Here is a 19,176-nt window from a genome sequence, read left to right as displayed (position 1 = left end):
ACCCAGAAGCTGAGCATTCAGGCCAATGCCCAGGCGAAGCGTGTGATGATCAAGTACTGGCCGAAGGGCAGTACCGCTACCGCGAGTAATACCCTAACTGTTGATATGCAGGCAACCACCACAGCAGGCCAGTTCGTGCTGGACATTGGTGCAATTCAGGCCAATATCGACTATAGCTATAGTTATAGCAGTAGTGATGCGACCGGTAAGGTACTGGACAGTGGCACAGGGGCGATCAAGCGCTCTGTGAATGTGGTGGATGTATTCTCGGGTGGGACGGTAAGTGCCAATCCGACTGCCACGGCGACAGGTAACAGTGTGGCGAACACCATGGGCGTGGTGGCAGTGGATGTATTTAATGACTATAAATTACCGATTACCTTGATTGGAAAGAAAGGAGAAAAAGTTACTGACAGTACCGACAAGCACGAAACTTGGGTTACAGTTTATTATGAAGAAGGGATTGTATTAGAAAAAATTCAGGTTGCTCTTCCATCACAGTTAAAAGGCTTTGGGGATGGCAATTTCGAAGTTGAGTTAAGTATCGATGGGCAGGTGTATAAAAAGAGTGTTGCAGCAGGCAGCAGTCTGGTCGAGATTGCGCTGGATAACAATACCGATAAATTCCTGGGTGGAAAAACTTATACCGTCAAGATTTATAAACGGACTTCGGCAACCACTACCGAATTGGTGATGAATACCACCAATAAAGTTACCGATAAGATCGCATCTTCAATTGCGAGGAAATCACGTTGGAGTGAGCAGCCTCCATTGTATTATGCGGAGATTGGACAGTTATTAATCTGGGAGCCTAGAACGATTGAACAGGAAGGGAGCTTAAATAATTATAGCCAGTTAATGATGAAAAATATCCCGACCGGGACCAGTCGGGTTGAGGTGAAATACAAGGTGGCTGGGGCAAGCCAGTGGAGTACCTTAACCAGTAGTGCCGCTTTATACAATAATACTGCCGGATGGTACAAAGCCGAGTTAAATACTTTAGAGAATAACGCGTTATATGACTATCAATACTTGGCGTATAACGCGAAGGGAGAAATCTTAGGAGGTGGTCAGGGGGTTATTAATACCACACTGAATCAGGCTACGGTGACTCAAAAGGCACTGGCTGCTACGGATTTGCCGAGTGTTTATGTAGACAAAAAAGAAACGATTAATAATAAACAGGATGTTGTAAAAGGATTATTTGTTGCATCAAGTGATGATAGTGGATCTGTCTCCCTAAATGGTGGTGAATATTCACCATTACCAGCGAATGCTCCAATAAAACTTAAATATAATTTTAACAATGAGATTTTAAAAAAATATGGAAATAGTTTCGTTTTAATATTTAAAAACTATAATGATGGTTATACGACATCATCACAACAGTTCTCTATAAATATAGATACTGGATCAACGGATTTTTATATCGATCTGAGTAATGAAGATTTTTTTAAACTCGAGAGCTATCGTGAATCTACGAATGAAGGGAATGTTAACTATTTTGATGTCAAATTAGCTGTAGTAGAGGATAATAAATTTATAGAAATCGGCGAAATGCGTCAGAAGACGATTTTTAAAGTTATTAATCATCCTGATACACCTTGGGGGCGAGTTGGAGTTCCAACACGTGCAATAACAGTCCCAACTGATAATCATATTTATAATTATATGGATTTAGGTGGTGAATCTTATTTAAAAGTAAATAATCAGGGTGCTGATGTAAAACTAGTTCTTCTCTATTATCGAGAGTTAGGTAGCGCGAAGCCATATAAAGTAACTTCTGCTGAGGCTTTAAAGGATGTTTATGGCCAAGAAATTAGTGGTAACTTCCAGCTTGATCTAAGAGATATAGATCCATTAAAGAAATATGAATTTCAATATGTTTCTTTTAATAATGATTATATTGTTATTAATAGGCAGCAAGGCCTTTTAGAACAAAATCCTCAAGGTGCTAAAGTTACTACTACCCCGTTAAATTATGGTGGAGATGGATTTGTTTTAAATCGAAATAGTACTGTTGAATTTATTGATCAATTTGGGCTTAAATTTAACGGAAAAGAAAAAGTTGCTCTTAAAATTCGTAAAGTTGGTACGAATGCTTGGGAGAGTACAAATGCTTATTATGGATTAATAGATGCTGGTGATGGAAAGCTTGCTTCTATTAAAGATTTTCTTATTTGGGATTATGGGAAGTTAACCGGAGATTATGAATTTCAGTTAGAGAAGTTTGAAAGCTTTGATAGTACGGAACCTACACAGGGTATTATTGGAAAGATACGTTTAAGTAGTGCTATACAACCAGAAATCTTGAGCTATATTCCTAAATCTTTTGCGCAGAACCAGATTACCTTTGCAGGCCAGCCTACCGGCAGCAGTAAAGTGACCGTTAAATATGGTACAGCAGCAGGTTTGCTGAATAAAACTGCAGTATTAATCGTAGGAAGTGATGGTAAAGCTATTCTGGATGTCACCGATCTTGCCGAACAGAACCTGTTGGGCAGTACCACAGTTTACTATAGTTACGAAACCACCGATGCAAACGGCAAACTGCTTAACCGTGCGACAGGCTATGTCAATGTAGGCGTGGGTGCCGGTTCAGGCCAACACACCAACCAGCTGAATGACAGCTGGCTTGACTTCCAGCCTGCGCAGAACAACGGTAGCAAGATGGAGCTGTTCTACCGTAAACGTCAGGTCGATGCGAGCGGCAACTTTGTTTCCGATCTGGTCAGTGCCGATATTAACAGCGATGCTTACTGGGCCAGCAGTAACCAGTTCCAGAAAGTCAGTATCACTTCTTCAAATGGAATCTATCGCTGGAACTTAAATGATCTGGTACCTAAGTCAGGCTTCGAAAACTATGAGTATTTCTACCAGCTCTATGACAGTGCAGGCAAGGTGATTGCCTTTGTACCGGGTAAGCTCAGCATTGACAGTAAGGGTAATGGTAGTAGCCAGCAAAACAAGTGGGTGATTAACGGATCCGGTGACCGTGCCAGCCAGATTGTTAAATCACAGGCTTACAATGCCTTTGGTGAAATCATTAGTGAAACGGATGGGAATGGTAATACCAGTAGCCTCAGCTACAACACCATGGGTAAACTGACCAAGAAGGTTCTCCCTACAGTGGATATCCGTAAGTCAGATGGTACGGTTACACAAGGCACCCCAACCCTTGAATATGGCTATGACTTAAGTGGCCGCTTACTGACCAGTAAAGATGCCAATGGCAATATCAACAAGCAAAGCTACTTAAACGGACGTAACCTTGAAACCGGGGATTGGCTGGTTGAAAAAGAAACCCATGCTGATACTGGTGAGGTCAGTAATTTATATGATGTCTATGGCAACCTGATTGAACAGTCCAATGCACTGGGCGTTAAAACTGGTTATAGCTACGATATCAATGGCAACCTGATCCAGATTACCCGTGCAGCACGAACTGCAGGGACAGTAGGTGCTAATCATATTACTTCGGGAGGAGTACAAACCAGCCTCATCGACACCTTTACCTACGATGAACTGGGGAATCGCCTGAGTGCAACCAATGCACTGAAGAATACTACCACCACAGACTATGATGCCTTAGGCCGTGTGGTGCAGAGTAAAACCGCTGAAGGGGTGACCACCAAAGTCGATTATGTTTACGATGCGACAATTAGCAATCTAAACAGCAGTAAGGGTGGTATTAAACGTACGGAAACAGATGGACTTGGTAAAACCGTGGTCGATGAACAAGACTACTTTGGCCGGACTATCAAGCATACCGACAAGGGTGAACATGTCTTTACCTATACGTATAACGCAGGGGGCTGGCTCACCAAACAAATCAACAGCCAGGGCCAGAGCCTTGACTATAACTACTACAGCAACGGTGCGATCAAGGAAATCCGAGATACCGCACTCAACCTGTTAACTTCTTATCGTTATGATGACAACGGTAACCGGATTGAAGAGCGCTATCAGGAACTCAATGGCAAGGTGGGCGAGCCACGGGTATTCCAGAATGCCTTGATCAACTACGATAGCTTAAACCGTAAGATCAGCGTGCAGGACCAGTCCTTCAATATTCATTATGAATATGATGGCAATGGCAATATCGTGCATATGCTGGCGAACTACCGTGATGCTGTAAATGCTGCACCGAAGATTCAGGATTTCTGGTACAGCTATGACAGTATGAACCGCTTTACCATCAGCATGGGTGTACTCAATAGTACAGCGAAGAAAGTAGAGCGCGGCAATACCGGTATTGCGATTAGCTATGACAAGCTGGGACAACGCCTGACAGCAGACTATGGTAAAGATGCACTGAACTCGACCAAGGCGCATAAAGAAAGCTATAGCTATACCACTGACGGCTACCTTGAGACAGTGAAGAATGCAGATTACTCAAGCACAGGTGTTCTAGGTACCCAATATACGGTATCTACCCGTTATAACGATGCCTTGGGCCGGGTAACTAAATATACCGATAACAATGAAAACAGTGCGACGGTCTATCAGACCACCACGACCACCTATAGCAAAGATAACCAGATTACCGAGCAGAAAAAAGAAGGTGGTACAGGTGCGGGTACAACGCTGTATACCTACCTTGCAGATAAGGCGACCCTTGATAAGACGGTGATGACACCGACCTCAGGTTCCATCCAGACCACTCAATATGCTTATGAATGGTGGGACAGTGCCAAGCAAAGCAAAATCACCACCACGGTAGATGGCTTAAAGGGTGAAACTAGCCTGAGCTATAACATCAATGGCCACCTAAGCGGTTTTGTTGATGACAAGAATGCACAGAATAAACGCGCTGCAACGTATATCAATAACTCACAAGGGATGGTGTTACAGCGAAACGAGCTGATTAATAACACCATGAACCGTTACCGTAACTTCTACTATGTCAACGGGCAACGTGTAGGTGACTTGAGTAACGATGGTCCATCGCGTGAAGACTACGTACAGAACCTGCAAAACAACCGTGCGACAGCCACTCAGGCCAAAGACTTTAAGCCGATTTCATCGGCGGACTTTGACCAGAACTTTGAGCCGATTAATGCGCAGTATCCATCGAGTGCATCGACCAGTTATGTGGTGAATAACGGAGATACCTTACAAAGCATTGCGTTGTCGGTTTGGGGTGATGCTTCGATGTGGTACATGCTGGCTGATGTAAATGGCTTGAGTGCGACGGACAAGTTAACTGCGGGACAGGTATTAACGGTTCCGAACAAGGTCACCAACATTCACAACAATAGTGAGACGTTCCGGCCTTATAACCCGGGAGAGGCGATTGGGAATACCCAGCCGACAGTACCGAGCCCGCCACCGCCACCGAAGCCGAAGAAGAAGTGTGGTGGTATTGCCCAGATTGTAATGATCGTAGTGGCGATTGTGGTGACCATTTATACCGCAGGGGCTGCATCAGCGGCATTTGGTGTATTGGCTAGTGGAGGAACCATGGGAGCTGCTGCAGGGGCTGCAGGAGCTGCCATAGCATCTGGAGCCGCATTCACTGGTGGTATAGCTGCCTTAGCTGGAGCTTCTATTGGTGCAGCCATGGTGGGTGCAGCAGTAGGAAGTGCAGCATCTCAATTGGCTGGTAAGGCCATGGGGGTTGTTGATAGTTTCTCTTGGTCACAAGTAGGTATGTCAGCGTTAACCGCAGGTGTTACTGCCGGGGTGGGAGCAGGCGTAACTAATTTAGCAAAAAGCTATAGCTGGGCTCAGACTGCGGCAAAAGCCATTAATGCTGTTCAAAACGGTCAAGCGAGCTTTACTCAGGGAATTGGCGTTGCCGCATATAATGGTGCAGTTAACTATGGGGCAAATTATATTACTAATCAAGTGTTTGGAAGTAATCAAAGTTTTAGCTGGGCGGCATTAGGTTCATCAATTGTTGGTTCTGTAGCTGCTACTGGGCTAGGTTATACTGGTGTATTCAATGAATTAGGTGCAGTGGCTGGTAATTATGCTTCTGGAATAGCTGGAGCAAATATAGCATCAGCTATTGATGATAAGTGGTTTGGTGGAACGAAACCGGATTACTTAAATGTATCAATGGCAGCGATCGCAAACACAGTAGGGCGTCAGTTTGGTGGATATATTTCAAATAAGTTAAGTGATCCAATCGTTGTAAAAGCTCAAGAACTTAAACCTGAAGAAATTTTAGTAAACAATGAAAATGATCTCCTGAATATCGAATTAGCAGGAGTATCAGATACTGATAAAAATAATTTTGTAGAAAGATTTAAATCTGATGAGTTTATGCGAGATCTCTTATTTGGAGATAAAGGCTTAATAACACTCAGTAATGATGAACAAAGAACAAACCTAATAAATGCCAGTTCAAATTACCAAAAACATCAAAAGATGATAGACGGTATGTTTGATAGTGCTGAAAATCTGAAAACTACTTTAGGTTCTTCAGCTGGTAGTGATGGAAGTACAGGCTACTTTTCATATGGAGGGGAAAACCGAACACAAGTAGTATATGGCAAAACCCTTGGTATGACTTTGTTTCAAAATGCTAGTTTAGTCAAACAGGGGATTGATACGTTTGTTAATCAAACAGGCATTGATGTAGAAAAGCTTTCTTTAGCTGCATCTATTGTAATGTTTGGTCCGGCAGCAGTAGCGAAGGATTATGCCTTAAATGGAATAATTAATTATTTTGGTGGAGATCAAATTGCTGCGGGAATGGATACTCTAACTTTAGGTATGACAGCTTGGGCTTATTCTTCTGACTTAAGTCTGATGAGATCAGGAATTAGTGCGGAAAATTTTGCTTTAGCGAAAGCAGGTTTAAATGATTCATCGGCATTAGTAAGAGAAGAGTCACAAGCTGCTATATATAGACGAGAAAGAATTTTAAAGAATCAGCAAGGAGCTGGTGATTTATTGGCCATATTGAGTCTGGCTGCAGGGGCTTCTGCCAGTGCTTATGGTATGATGAGCATTGGTTCTAAATACGCTCGTCCAACAAATGTACCGAATAGTCAATTTGGTGGAGTGGGTGATAGAGCAAAAAACTGGTCAACTTATAAAACTGATGCTGAAAGACGACCTGCAAGTGTGGGTGATAAACAATTTTTAACTTCAGATGCAGCACTTGCAGCAGCTCTAGAAAGTCGTGGAATTGATCCAACTACAGTTGAAGTTACTAAGATGTATGGAAAGAATCCAAATCTTGTTGGTCCAAATGGTCAGCCTTGGGAAATGGTGAGTGGTCTTACCAAGGAGGGGAAAATTATCGAGTTTCAACATCATGCAAATGGACACTACTTCGAGGATAAAAATCAGTTCGAGTTGCCTCATTATCATGGTCCAAATGGTGAACATTTAACTTATCCAACTGAATATGATCGAAAAAATGAAAAATAGGTTAATCAAATGACAATTGATAGAACAGAATTATATTGGTCTTCACTCTGTAGGTTAAGATCGGAATTTGATTGTTGGGTCCATATAGTTCGAAAGCAAGTTTCTTCGACCGAGAAAGGTCGATGGGGACAACTTTTAACAATCTCTATAGAAAATTATTTGGAAGGGCCTGATGGTTTTGTTTCTTTTAAAGATATAGATGCAGTAGAGATTTCAATAAATTGTCTTATGGGTGGAATGGCAAATCGACCGTTAGAGATGATTGATATAAAAGCTGAAATCTTAGAAGCCTTACAAAAGACTCAACTCTGTTGGGAAATACGTGAAAGTACTTGGGTTGTTGATAGGTTTTTTGAAGAGGAGCCTGTAACAGTGATTGCTATTTTAAATCCCTTTGATTACGGTTGAGCTGTTGCCTTGTTTATCTCACTCTACAATTTGCTAGTGGAGTGAGGCTGGATTAGTAATTTAATGAATTATCCTACATTTTATAATTACTTATTACCTTAACTATATCTTTTTATATATGAAAATAATTCCAATCTTTCCTATAAATTTTGGAATTAGGAACTTTATATTATACTAGAGAATATGAATTTAAGGATGGTAGCTTTAAAATGATTAATGAGACATTATTTAAAAGAAAATAAATATTATTTTAGATTTGTTTTTCATTAAAAGGCGGGATTCCAATTAAGGAAAAGTAAGTTTTATTTTGACTTTTCCTTAATTGATGTGCTTTGTCAATGAGGTCCATTATCCTCATCAATAGTATCTAAATAAGCACCCAAAAACCCTGTTAATGTTTTGTGTTCAGTAGTGGCATTAGTTTGCTCGGCCTGGGTTTCAGTAAAATGATTAGTATGAGCTATATCTTGATTATTCGATTTAGGAATAGATGAATTTTGAGCTGTATTTTCAACTTGAGCGATTACACGTTTAATATCATTACTTAAAGCATCGTTTGAACAAACAGCAATTCCTTCTTGGAAATGATGAACAGCATTAGGGATTTGTTCTTTAAATAAAGCTAAATAGCCAAGTGAAAATGCTGTAAGGGCAGGATCATGTGAGCTTAGAGATAGGCCACTAAAAATTTGCTCAGCTTGTAGTATTTGCTGAGTTTGTAAATATAAAAGTCCGAGTTGAAATTGAGCGATATCAAATGTTGGATTAATTTCAACAGCGTGCTGTAAAGTTGTGATTGCCCGCTCAAATAGACCAATTTCTGCATATTGCATAGCGAGAAAATAACAAGCCGCCCCATGATCAGGTTGGATATTTAATAATTCAGTTAAATAACGAATAGCAGAATGAGTATCTCCATGTTCACTTGCATGGATTGCAAGTTTTAAAGTTTCATCTGCATCAAAAGGAGATAAGAAATTCTTCATCATTGTCTTCTATTTTAGTTTAAATGTTTTTGAAAGTTTGGATGATTGTTTAACCAGTCTTGGACTAACACTTGACCTGAGCTTTGGCTACTTGGAGCTCGTCTCATCAAAATATTGTTCATTTTCTGTTGAGCCGCATCTACTTGGTTTGCATTATTCAATAAAACATACTCAGCATACTGTGCTGCCATACTGTGTTCATCAATATCATAAGCCTGTTGAATGAGTTGTTTCGCCTTTGAGGTATTATTTTTCATAGCCTCAACAACTGCTAAGCCCCCATAGCTATCGGCAAATTCAGTATTTAATGGTAAAGAAATTTCAAAAGCTTTTTCAGCATTAGCAATATCCTGCTTAAGGATATAGCACCAAGCTAATACATGCCATGTACCAACGTGATTATTCATATATTCTACGGCTTTAAGCAAATGCTGTTCAGCTTTCTCAAGATTCATTTCGTAAAATTCGAGTTGACCTAGACCAGACCATGCACGTCCTGCTTGAGGATAGTGTTCTAAAGTTAAATTAAAAGTGTTTTGCGCAGCAGAAATACTTCGTTCATTAAGTTGTACTTCACCCAAGGCTAATAGTGCTTCAAACTGATAAGGGTTGATAGCTAAAGCTTGTTGAGCTGTTTCTTTAACGTTTAAGTAATCTGAAAAATTATTATTAGTTTCATATTGTAATAACGCAAGGTTGCCTAATGCTTCAGCATGTCTTGGATTTAAATTAATAGCATTTCGTAAAGATGCTATTGCTCCAGCAGGTTGTTCTAAATGATGTAATATTCTTGCATATAACACATAAGTATCTGCTTCTACTAATGCAGAAGAACTCATTAAGGGTTGTAATGTTAAATATGCTTGTTCGTATTGATTCATATAGAGTTGGGCATAAGCGAGATTGTGTAATACAGTTGTATTTTCAAACTCAGTACCTAAAACATGTTGGCTAAAACTGATAGCTTCTGGAAATTTACCTAACTGTAAACTTACTAAGCTAGCCATCCGGTTTACTTGAGGATCACTAAGTTGTTGTTCTTTTATGTGGTCCAACATGTGTTGAAGTACATCAACATTATTGACTATTAAAGCAGACTCAAAAATAGAATTAATTAAGTGGCCGTTTTGAGGGTCCTGCTCTAAAAAACTTAACCAACGTTTAAGTTGTTCTTCACGTTCGAAATCATTCGTTGTTATCATAAAATTAAAACACCTGCTTTTTATAATTATAGAATAAGATAAATATATGAAATTGAGAAGAAATAATATTATTAAATATATTTTTTTGTTTGAATGTTTCAGCTAAAATGTACCCACTGTGGAGTACATGTAATGAACCAAGATCAGCTCTTATATTTATTAAAAGAAACATTATTAACAACAGCAATGGTCGCAGCACCATTATTATTAGCAATCATGATTGTTGGGCTATTGGTAAGTATTTTACAAGTTGCCACTCAAATTCAAGAAATGACTCTAACATTTATTCCAAAACTTATTGTTTCAGTGGTGATGCTATTGGTTTTAGGAGGGTGGATGATAAACCACTTACGAGCTTTCGCAGTTGAAATGTTTCTAAAAGCAGCCAATTTTTAAAGTATATGTTCGGTTTTCTTGAGTTTACGACAGTTCTCTTATTATCATTACGTCTGCTTCCAATTTTTGTAGTTATGCCTTTAACTATTTTTACTCGCGCACCTATATTTTTTAGACTTATCATTGTCTTGGCAATCTCAGTTATTTTGTCTGGATTAGTGCCGATTGAGCATAGTGTAATCACAATTTCCTTGATCGTAAGTGAATTTCTTTTAGGCACAGTTCTTGCTTTTGGGTTTCATACAGCCTTTGCAAGTTTAGATTTGGTTGGGAAGTTGCTGGATTTACAAATTGGTATTAATACAGCGGGTGTTTTTGATCCTTCCTCTAGTCATTTAAATGGTGTCATTTCAGATTTGCTCATTGCCATCGCTGGAGTTTTATTTTTTATACTTAATTTGCATTACACCTTATTAAATGGATTGGTTGCATTATTTAGGGTGGTACCTTTAGGATCTTTTAACTTCCAGTTATTAAATATAAAAAAACTAATCAGTTTAATGGGAGAGCAGTTTATTTTTGCTTTTATTATATTGTTACCTGTCATTTTAGGGGTGTGGTTGGTAGATATTGCTTTCGCCATAATGTCTAGATCAATGCCTCAAGCTAATATTTATTTTTTGGCTCTCCCAGTTAAATTTATTGCTGGTTTGGTTTTGCTGATGTTAGCTATGCCAATGATTGTCCAGAATGTACCTCGACTTTTTGATGAACCTTTAAAACTGATTCTGTTTTAAAGATCTGGGGTTAAAATAATGGAAGATCAACAAGAAAAATCTGAACAAGCTACACCTTATAAGTTAGAGCAAGCTCGGAAAAAAGGTAATGTACCTAAGAGTATGGATTTACTTTCTTTTGTAGTAATTTCAGCTTTCCTTGCAGGCTTCATAGCACTATCAGGCGATATTGCTTCAGAAATATTCAGGCTTACTCAGTGGTGGTTAGGTCATACAGATATTTTAGTTCAAAACAACTTAGCAAGCGTGCATTATTGGGCTAACAAAAGTGTATCTAAAATATTAAATGTACTTGCTCCATTAATTTTAATCATTATGGTTTTTGCGGTCGCTATAAACCTTGCTTATAGTGGTTTTGTTTTTTCTTTCGCAACTTTAAAACCTGATTTTAAAAGATTAGATCCAGTAAAGGGACTTAAGAAAATATTTTCTAAGCGGATGTTTGTTGAGGTAGTTAGAGTTATTGTCAAAGGCCTATTATTTTTTGTGGCTACATATTTTTCAATAATTTATATTATCCACCAATTAATGAGTAATCTAACAAGAACTCCTCAATCAATCGTATTATTTTTTAGTAAATCTATAGTTGTCTTGGTACTCAGTTTACTAGCTGTAATGGCAATTTTTGCAATTTTTGATATGTGGTATGCCAAACGAGAATTCTCACGTCAAATGCGTATGAGCCATAAGGAAGTTAAAGATGAATATCGTCATAGAGAAGGTAGTCCAGAATTAAAATCAAAGAGACGTAGAAACCAGCAAGAGTTTTTTAATAAGGTGAAAGCAATTTCTCAAGTTAAAAAAGCTGATGTTGTTATTATTAACCCTACTCATTATGCAGTTGCATTAATCTATAAACCTGAAAAAATGCATGCACCTATTGTTTTAGCAACAGGAACAGGTATGCTTGCCTCGATGATTAAACGAGTAGCTCGTAAGAATCAGGTGCCAATATTACATCGGCCAGTTGTCGCAAGATATATTTATGCCCATTGTGTAGTTAATCAATCAATACCAGATGAAATACATCATGATGTTGTTGATATATATCGCTGGGTTATTGCATTACCAAATTCGAAGTTGAAGTTTTAAAAGATGATTGATAAGAATAAATTGAAATTCGAGTTTTATAATCTCGCATTAGTGATTGGGGTAATAGGTATTTTATTGGTGCTATTTACTCCAGTACCTACGTGGTTACTAGATTTTCTGTTATTAACAAATTTTACAGTAGCTTTAATTATTTTGTTATTAGCACTTGATACAGAAAAACCGCTAAGTTTCTCAACTTTCCCATCGTTATTGCTCATTACAACACTATTTCGCTTAGCACTAAATATCTCATCAACTCGCTTGATTTTAGATCATGCTGATGCAGGTAAAGTAATTGCTGCCGTTGGTAACTACATGGTGGCTGGTAATCTAGTAGTCGGTTTTGTTGTTTTCTTTATCCTAATTATTGTCCAATATATTGTTATCACTAATGGTGCTCAGCGTGTTGCAGAAGTTGCAGCTAGATTTACCTTGGATTCATTACCTGGTAAACAAATGAGTATTGATGCTGATCTAAATATGGGGTTAATTGATTCAGATGAGGCAAAGTTACGTAGACATCAATTAGAGCAAGAGTCAAATTTTTATGGTGCTATGGATGGTGCTTCTAAATTTGTTAAAGGTGATGCGATAGCAGGTGTTGTAATCATCATTATTAATATTATCGGTGGACTATCGATTGGTATGCTTCAAAAAGGCATGGGATGGTCTGAAGCTTTACAGCACTATTCACTATTAACAATTGGTGATGGAATTGTTACCCAAATTCCATCATTAGTAATTTCAGTTGCTGCAGGTATTATTATTACACGTGCAGCTACCGATACTAAATTAGGTCAAGCATTAGGTAATCAGTTTTTTGCTTATCCTCAAACGATCATTGTGGTTGGTGTAGCGTTAACTTTAATGCTGTTTTTGCCTGGTCTACCGGTTTTGCCAATTTTAATGTTGCTTATAATATTAGCGGTAGCGGTTTGGTATTCTATTAAAAATAAGAAAAATCAAATTAACAGTAATGAAGGCGAAAATGAAACTGAACAAGGGAAATTAGAGCAAAAAGATCTAAATACTCTAAAGCCTGCTCCATTTGAGTTAAAAGTAAGTGCCAATTTAGAGCCTTTTATTTTGGATAATGCAAGTTCTCTTACTCAAAGATATGCTACTTTACAGAAACAGCTTTCATTAGATTTAGGTATTTTTCTGCCTAAGTTATCGATTAATGTAGATAAAAGATTAGCAGAAAATCATTATCAAATTCTCATTTATAGTGCTGTAGTGGCAAGGGGGAGTGTCAACTTTTTAAAGGTTTTAGCGATTAATTCTGGCAATGCTTCGATGAGTAGTATTCAAGGAGATGAAACTAAGGAGCCTACCTATGGATTACCTGCACTCTGGATTGAAGATACTCAGAAACAACAAGCACGTACCTTAGGGTTTACTATTGTTGAGCCAGAGACTGTAATTGTGACCCATCTATCAGAAATTATTAAACGCTATTTAAGTGAGTTTCTAACACGGGCAGAAACTGAAAAATTAATACAACTCCATAGAGATAGTATGGGAACCTTGTTAGATGAACTTATTCCATCTGTTCTAACTTATTCTGATATTCAACGTGTATTACAGTTATTGTTAAAAGAGCAGGTAAGTATAAAAAATATGGAGAAAATTTTAGAAGTACTTATTGATATTGGGCGTATTAATAAAGTACCTGAGGATTTAGCTGAAAAAGTTAGAGAAAGATTGGGGTCTATTATTTATGAGAAATTCTTGAGTAGCGATGGAAATTTACAGGTTATGACAATTGCTCCTGAAATTGAGAGTCATATGTTGGCTATGGTGCGTGTAAATAATGAAAGTATCTTACCTCCGCAATATATTGACAAATTTCTTAGAGGGATTGTAGAAGAAACAGAAAAACAATTAGCAAATAATGTGCAACCAATTTTATTGTGTTCACCTTCTATTCGTAGACCTCTTCGTGCCATGATCTCACGAGCCATTCCGCATGTGGAAGTTTTGTCGATTTCTGAGTTGGGGCAGTATGTGCAAGTTTCTTCAGCTGGAATTATTTCTATTCCAGAATTTCATGCAATGGAGATGAGCGCATGACAGATCCGATTATGCAATTGTCTCAAGTTATTCAGCAAGAGTTTAATGCCTTAAAAACGGTTTCACAGAATACAGCAAACGTAAATACGGTTGGTTATAGAAGCGAAGGAGTGTTTAGTACTTTAGCATCGCCATCATCAAATAATAGAACTTTTTCTGATATAGAGCAGAGGCAGACTTTATCCTATATTAATTCAAACAATGGATCATATGTAAATACAAATCGAGCGCTAGATTTTGCATTATCAGGTAAGGGGTGGTTTGTCGCTTTGAATAAGGATGGTTTTTTAATAACGCGTGATGGACATTTTCAAGTTGATAAAAAGGGTTACTTATTAACGCAACAAGGTTTAACTGTTTTAGGTAAAGAAGGGCAGCCAATTATTATTGATGAAAAAGATTTAGATTCATTAAAAGTTGATAATAAAGGTTATATCTATGGTTTAAATAATGATATAATATTAAACCAAATTTTAGTAGTGCATGCTGAAAGTAATGATATTAAGGCAGAGGGTAATGCCTTATATTCAGCTTCGCAAGTAAGACAAATAGACTCTAATGAGTATCAAATATTTCAGGGGAAATTAGAGCAGTCAAATACGATGATGAGCCAAGATATGGTGAAAATTATGGAATTATCTCGGCATATTGAAAGCTTACAAAGAGCTGTAAACACTTACGATAATTTGTTAGATAGTGGTATTAATCAATTAGGAAAATAAGATGATTGACGCAATAAGTATTGCAAACTCTGGATTAGCAGCGCATCAAAAATGGTTAGATACGATTTCTAGCAATATATCAAATATGCAAACTATGGGGTATAAAAAAGAAACTGTTCAATTTTCCAACCTTATTGCTACGAATAATATTAATAATACTGTATCTCAGCAAGGCATAGGTGTTTCTTTGGAGAATACTTATACTGATTTTAAAAATGGCGATGTGCAAACCACAAATCAGCCTTATGATTTCGCTATACAAGGTAAGGGTTTTTTTGAAATTGAGCAACCTGATGGAAGTTTAGCTTATACTAGAATTGGGCAGTTCCATGTGAATTCCGATGGCCAACTTGCATTAGCAAATGGTCAAGTTCTAACAACAGATATTCGTATTCCACCTGATGTTGAGCGTGTGAAATTGTCTGCGAATGGTATTTTAAGCGGTAAAGTGATCGGTACGGGTGAAGAGTTAGAACTCGGTAAAATAGAGTTGGTGAATTTCAATAATGATAGTCAGCTTAAAAAAATGGGTAATGGTTTATATTTACCTACACAATTAAGCGGTGAGCCACAATATGGCGAAATGAATACAGAAGGTATGGGGACGGTTTTACAAGGGCATTTAGAAATGTCAAATGTTGACTTAGTGAGTGAGATTTCTAATTTAATTATGGCGCAGAGAGCCTATCAATTAAATGCAAGAGTATTACAAGCGGGAGATCAAATTATGGAAACAATTAATAATTTGAGACGTTAGAATGGGTTTTAGGCTATCGCTTATATTTTTATTGATTATTTCTAGTTCTACAAATGCATGTTTAGATTCAAGTTATGAACAACTTATTGTAAATGCGAATAGATTAGTCTCAGAAAAAATAGAAAGCGATAGTGGGTTGTCATCTCAACTATTTCCCTTATTTAATGTTTCTAATCATTCGTATTCTCAACTTAAGCTTATTACTTCTATTTATCAGCCTAGAGTCGGGTTTGAAGTAATCGATTGTGATCCTAAGAGTGAGACACAGAAGTTAAAAATCTTATGGTTTCGTCCAGAAATTAAAATTAAAGCCTGGGTATTTAAGCAAAATGCGATGCGTAATCAGTTACTTTCACAAGTTGAAATAAATTATGAAGATGTTGATCTCATTAAATTTAAGGTAACTAAGGAGGCGTTAGCTGTTGGACCGTTTGATGGAAATATATGGATTAGTGAAGCAGTAAAAATTAATACTCCCATTCTAAAAAAGAATTTAAAGGTGGCTCCTATGGTTGCTAGGAATCAATTAGTTAAGGTTGTTGTAGTTGCTGATAATGTTGTAATTGAAACAAAAGGTGTAGCACAACAATTTGGGCAATATTTGGAAAAGGTGAGTGTACGTTTACCTACTAACAACCAGCTCATTAGAGCTACAGTTATAAAAGAAGGAACAGTTAGAATTGATTAATAAAATTGTTCTTATGATGAGTATCTTGTTAACTACACATCATGTGTTTGCACAAACTAGTTTAATTGATACTGAGAGTTATCAAGCTTTAACAAGTGATAGGCGTGCAATTAATGTTGGTGATATTTTGACTGTTCTTGTGGCTGAATCTACTTCAGCCAAATCATCAGTAGGTACTAATGCCAAGAATAAAACAAATTTATCTTTTTCAGCAAACACTCTAACTGCTAAGGCAGATGCTGGTCTTGGAATGGAAGGCGGCGCAAGTGGTGAGGGTAATACATCAAGACAAGGCCAATTAAAAACAGTTGTTTCTGTGCAAGTTGTAGAAAAGCTAGCAAATGGATATTTAAAAGTAATAGGTAACCAAGAAGCTATTATCAATAATGATAAACAGCTTATTCAGGTAAGTGGTTATGTAAGACCAGATGATATTAGCTATGATAATACTATTTATTCGTACCGTTTAGCCGATGCTAAAATTCAAATTAATGGTAAAGGTGTAGCAAATGATGCTCAAAAGTTAAGTGTTTTTTATAAGCTTTTTCATTGGTTAAGATTAATATGAGAAGAATATTAATTGGTTTAGTTGCTCTAGTTAGTTTAAATGCTGCTATTGCTGCTGGAAATACAGTTAGATTAAAAGATTTAGTTCGCGTACAAGATAATCGAGAGCATGTATTAATTGGGTATGGATTAGTTGTGGGGTTGGCTAGAAGTGGCGACTCAGATCGAAATAGTACAACTAGGCAAGCATTAGTAAATACATTGAAGCATTTCAATGTCAATATTAATGAGCATGATTTGAATTCGCGTAATACAGCAGCCGTGATGATAACTGCGAAAATGCCACCATTTAGCGAAGTAGGTGATAAATTCGATGTAGAAGTATCTTCTATAGGCGATGCTCGGAGTTTGTTGGGAGGTACTCTAATATTAACTCCGCTATATGGGCCTGACAATAAACTATATGCCTTAGCTCAAGGGCCACTAGCTACTGGAGGTTATGCTTTTGAAGCTAATGGAAATTCTTTCCAAAAAAATCATGCAACAGTTGGACGTATTCCCAAAGGAGCATATTTGGAGAAAACTGTAGAAAATGAGTTACCTCAAGATAAGTTGGTACTTATTTTAAATCAACCTGATTATACAACCGCAAATAGAATTGCTCAGGTTATATCTCGTCAAGGTGTAATGAACGTAAAAGTAGTACATGCGGGAAAGATAGAAATTTTTGTTAGTCCTTACACTCCAATACCAAATCTCATTGCAAATATTGAACGTTTAGAAGTAGAACCAGATCAAGTGGCAAAAATTGTAATTAATGAGAAAACGGGAACAATCGTTGCTGGAGCAAATGTACGTATTGGAGAAGTTAATATTTCACAAGGCAATTTAAATATTAAAGTAGATACAGAATATTTAGTTTCACAACCAAACTTTATTGGACGAAATTATAATAGCAATATTTCAACAGAAGTTGTTCCTCAAACAGATCTAAAAGTAACAGAGGAAAAAGCCAATTTTGTATCTCTGCCTAAGGGAGCAACAGTAGCTGGATTAGTTCAAGCTTTGCAGAAAATACACTTAAATACGAGAGATATGATTACAATTATTCAGGCAATTAAAGATGCTGGTGCTTTAAATGCTGACTTAGTGATTCAATAGAGGTGTTAAATGAATGATATTAGCAGTATTAGCAATACACTTTTAAGTGCTATGAATATACAAGATATGAGAGTTAAAGTTGCATCGACAAATATTGCAAGTTTTAATTTAGTAGATAAAAAAGGAATAAATTTTGACTATAAACGTTTATTAAAAGATATATCAACTCATAACTTAGATTATAATAAAGTAGATATTGAAAGATATAAATCTAATATCCCTAAAAGCTTAATAAAGCTAGATGAACAAACTTTTGAAGCAGTTTCAGCAAGTGGTCGTTATCAAGGTATCGCTGAAATGTTAAATAGGAATTATGGATTAATGCAATTAGTCATACAAGGAAAAGAAGTGTAATGCAATTTTCTTCCAATTTATCTATTCAAGACATTGTTTCATTTGGTTTAAAGCATGAAAAGGCTCGAGTTGAAGCTGCAAGTTATAATATGGCAATAGCTAATGTTGCTTTACCTAATAAAAAAGCAAATTCGGTCTTGCATGTTAAAACTAATCTGTCTTTTTTAAATGATATACAAAATAGTATTCATATAGAAAGTATACCGAACGCTAATACTAAAAGTGTATATGAACCTAGTCATCCCTTAGCTGATAAAATGGGAATGGTGTTTTATCCTGAGGTTAATACAGCGACAGAAATGGCTACCTTAGTTTCTGCAAGCAGAGCATATGATGCAAATATTCGTATTTTTAATACGATTAAAGATATGACCACTAAAGCATATGAGATTGGAAAATAAGTAAATGTATAGTCTTGAACCAATAAGCTTAGATAAAGTTACATCACTTCCAACTTTAAAAAGCTCTTTTGTTTCTTCTATGGAACCAAAACATTTAAGCTTTTTAGATATTCTGAATCGAAATGATGCTTTGTATCAAAATGCAACTGATAAAGTAATGAAATATGCAGCAGGTGAAAATATAGCTGTACACGACGTTATGGTTGCTATGGAAAATGCAAAACTATCGTTTCAATTTGCTATTCAAGTAAGAAATAAGTTAGTTGAAAGCTATCAAGAAATTACACGTATGCAAATCTAAGCAAC

The 19,176-nt window shown here is 37.0% G+C and carries 16 protein-coding genes; 14 read left to right on the top strand and 2 right to left on the bottom strand.

All coding sequences use genetic code 11. The annotated features are described in order from the left end of the window. Positions 1 to 45: 45 nt before the first annotated feature. Together F886_RS20485 and F886_RS00845 are read left to right on the top strand one after the other, a co-directional pair. The gene (locus F886_RS20485) at positions 46 to 7,386 is read left to right on the top strand and encodes a LysM peptidoglycan-binding domain-containing protein (RefSeq protein WP_228129960.1); all 7,341 of its coding nucleotides are present in this window, start codon (positions 46 to 48) and stop codon (positions 7,384 to 7,386) included. Positions 7,387 to 7,395: 9 nt separating this feature from the next. Continuing rightward, positions 7,396 to 7,794, top strand: coding sequence for a hypothetical protein (locus F886_RS00845; protein WP_005299472.1), 399 nt, complete (start codon positions 7,396 to 7,398; stop codon positions 7,792 to 7,794). A gap of 335 nt (positions 7,795 to 8,129) precedes the next feature. Here F886_RS00845 and F886_RS00840 read toward each other — a convergent pair whose 3' ends face one another. Together F886_RS00840 and F886_RS00835 are read right to left on the bottom strand one after the other, a co-directional pair. Continuing rightward, positions 8,130 to 8,780, bottom strand: a complete 651-nt coding sequence (locus tag F886_RS00840) for a tetratricopeptide repeat protein (RefSeq protein ID WP_005299469.1) — start codon at positions 8,778 to 8,780, stop codon at positions 8,130 to 8,132. Between the two features lie 14 nt (positions 8,781 to 8,794). Further along, on the bottom strand, positions 8,795 to 9,982 hold the full coding sequence (locus tag F886_RS00835; RefSeq protein ID WP_005299467.1) for a tetratricopeptide repeat protein: 1,188 nt from the start codon (positions 9,980 to 9,982) through the stop codon (positions 8,795 to 8,797). Positions 9,983 to 10,114: 132 nt separating this feature from the next. On the opposite strand from F886_RS00835, the gene F886_RS00830 reads away from it, so the two are divergent. The 12 genes from F886_RS00830 to fliE are packed head-to-tail and all read left to right on the top strand — an operon-like array spanning position 10,115 to position 19,171. Continuing rightward, positions 10,115 to 10,378: a flagellar biosynthetic protein FliQ gene (locus F886_RS00830; RefSeq protein ID WP_005299465.1), complete on the top strand. Its 264-nt coding sequence runs from the start codon at positions 10,115 to 10,117 to the stop codon at positions 10,376 to 10,378. A 5-nt stretch (positions 10,379 to 10,383) separates the two neighbouring features. Further along, on the top strand, positions 10,384 to 11,115 hold the full coding sequence (locus F886_RS00825) for a flagellar biosynthetic protein FliR (RefSeq protein ID WP_005299462.1): 732 nt from the start codon (positions 10,384 to 10,386) through the stop codon (positions 11,113 to 11,115). Positions 11,116 to 11,133: 18 nt separating this feature from the next. Continuing rightward, on the top strand, positions 11,134 to 12,207 hold the full coding sequence (locus tag F886_RS00820) for an EscU/YscU/HrcU family type III secretion system export apparatus switch protein (RefSeq protein WP_005299459.1): 1,074 nt from the start codon (positions 11,134 to 11,136) through the stop codon (positions 12,205 to 12,207). A 3-nt stretch (positions 12,208 to 12,210) separates the two neighbouring features. Then, positions 12,211 to 14,280, top strand: a complete 2,070-nt coding sequence (locus F886_RS00815; RefSeq protein ID WP_005299456.1) for a flagellar biosynthesis protein FlhA — start codon at positions 12,211 to 12,213, stop codon at positions 14,278 to 14,280. Beyond that, positions 14,277 to 15,002: a flagellar hook basal-body protein gene (locus F886_RS00810; protein WP_005299454.1), complete on the top strand. Its 726-nt coding sequence runs from the start codon at positions 14,277 to 14,279 to the stop codon at positions 15,000 to 15,002. Before F886_RS00815 ends, F886_RS00810 begins: the two co-directional genes overlap by 4 nt. 1 nt (position 15,003) lies before the next feature. Further along, entirely contained in the window at positions 15,004 to 15,759 is a 756-nt protein-coding gene (locus tag F886_RS00805) for a flagellar hook-basal body protein (RefSeq protein ID WP_005299452.1), read from the top strand. 1 nt (position 15,760) lies between these two features. Beyond that, entirely contained in the window at positions 15,761 to 16,447 is a 687-nt protein-coding gene (locus tag F886_RS00800) for a flagella basal body P-ring formation protein FlgA (protein WP_005299450.1), read from the top strand. Beyond that, on the top strand, positions 16,440 to 17,015 hold the full coding sequence (locus tag F886_RS00795; RefSeq protein WP_005299448.1) for a flagellar basal body L-ring protein FlgH: 576 nt from the start codon (positions 16,440 to 16,442) through the stop codon (positions 17,013 to 17,015). Before F886_RS00800 ends, F886_RS00795 begins: the two co-directional genes overlap by 8 nt. Beyond that, on the top strand, positions 17,012 to 18,115 hold the full coding sequence (locus tag F886_RS00790; RefSeq protein WP_005299445.1) for a flagellar basal body P-ring protein FlgI: 1,104 nt from the start codon (positions 17,012 to 17,014) through the stop codon (positions 18,113 to 18,115). Before F886_RS00795 ends, F886_RS00790 begins: the two co-directional genes overlap by 4 nt. 9 nt (positions 18,116 to 18,124) lie before the next feature. Next, complete coding sequence (locus tag F886_RS00785; protein WP_005299442.1) at positions 18,125 to 18,469, top strand: hypothetical protein; 345 nt, start codon at positions 18,125 to 18,127, stop codon at positions 18,467 to 18,469. Then, complete coding sequence (locus F886_RS00780; protein WP_005299439.1) at positions 18,469 to 18,870, top strand: flagellar basal body rod protein FlgC; 402 nt, start codon at positions 18,469 to 18,471, stop codon at positions 18,868 to 18,870. Before F886_RS00785 ends, F886_RS00780 begins: the two co-directional genes overlap by 1 nt. A gap of 4 nt (positions 18,871 to 18,874) precedes the next feature. Continuing rightward, positions 18,875 to 19,171 carry a flagellar hook-basal body complex protein FliE gene (fliE, locus tag F886_RS00775; RefSeq protein ID WP_005299436.1) on the top strand — a complete coding sequence of 99 codons (297 nt, stop codon included), beginning with the start codon at positions 18,875 to 18,877 and terminating at the stop codon, positions 19,169 to 19,171. The last annotated feature ends 5 nt before the right edge of the window (positions 19,172 to 19,176 follow it).

Origin of the sequence: Acinetobacter sp. NIPH 542 (genome assembly GCF_000369825.1) — a bacterium.
In the GTDB taxonomy this organism is placed as follows: Bacteria; Pseudomonadota; Gammaproteobacteria; order Pseudomonadales; family Moraxellaceae; genus Acinetobacter; species Acinetobacter oleivorans.
This window is presented reverse-complemented; position numbering and strand designations above follow the sequence as displayed.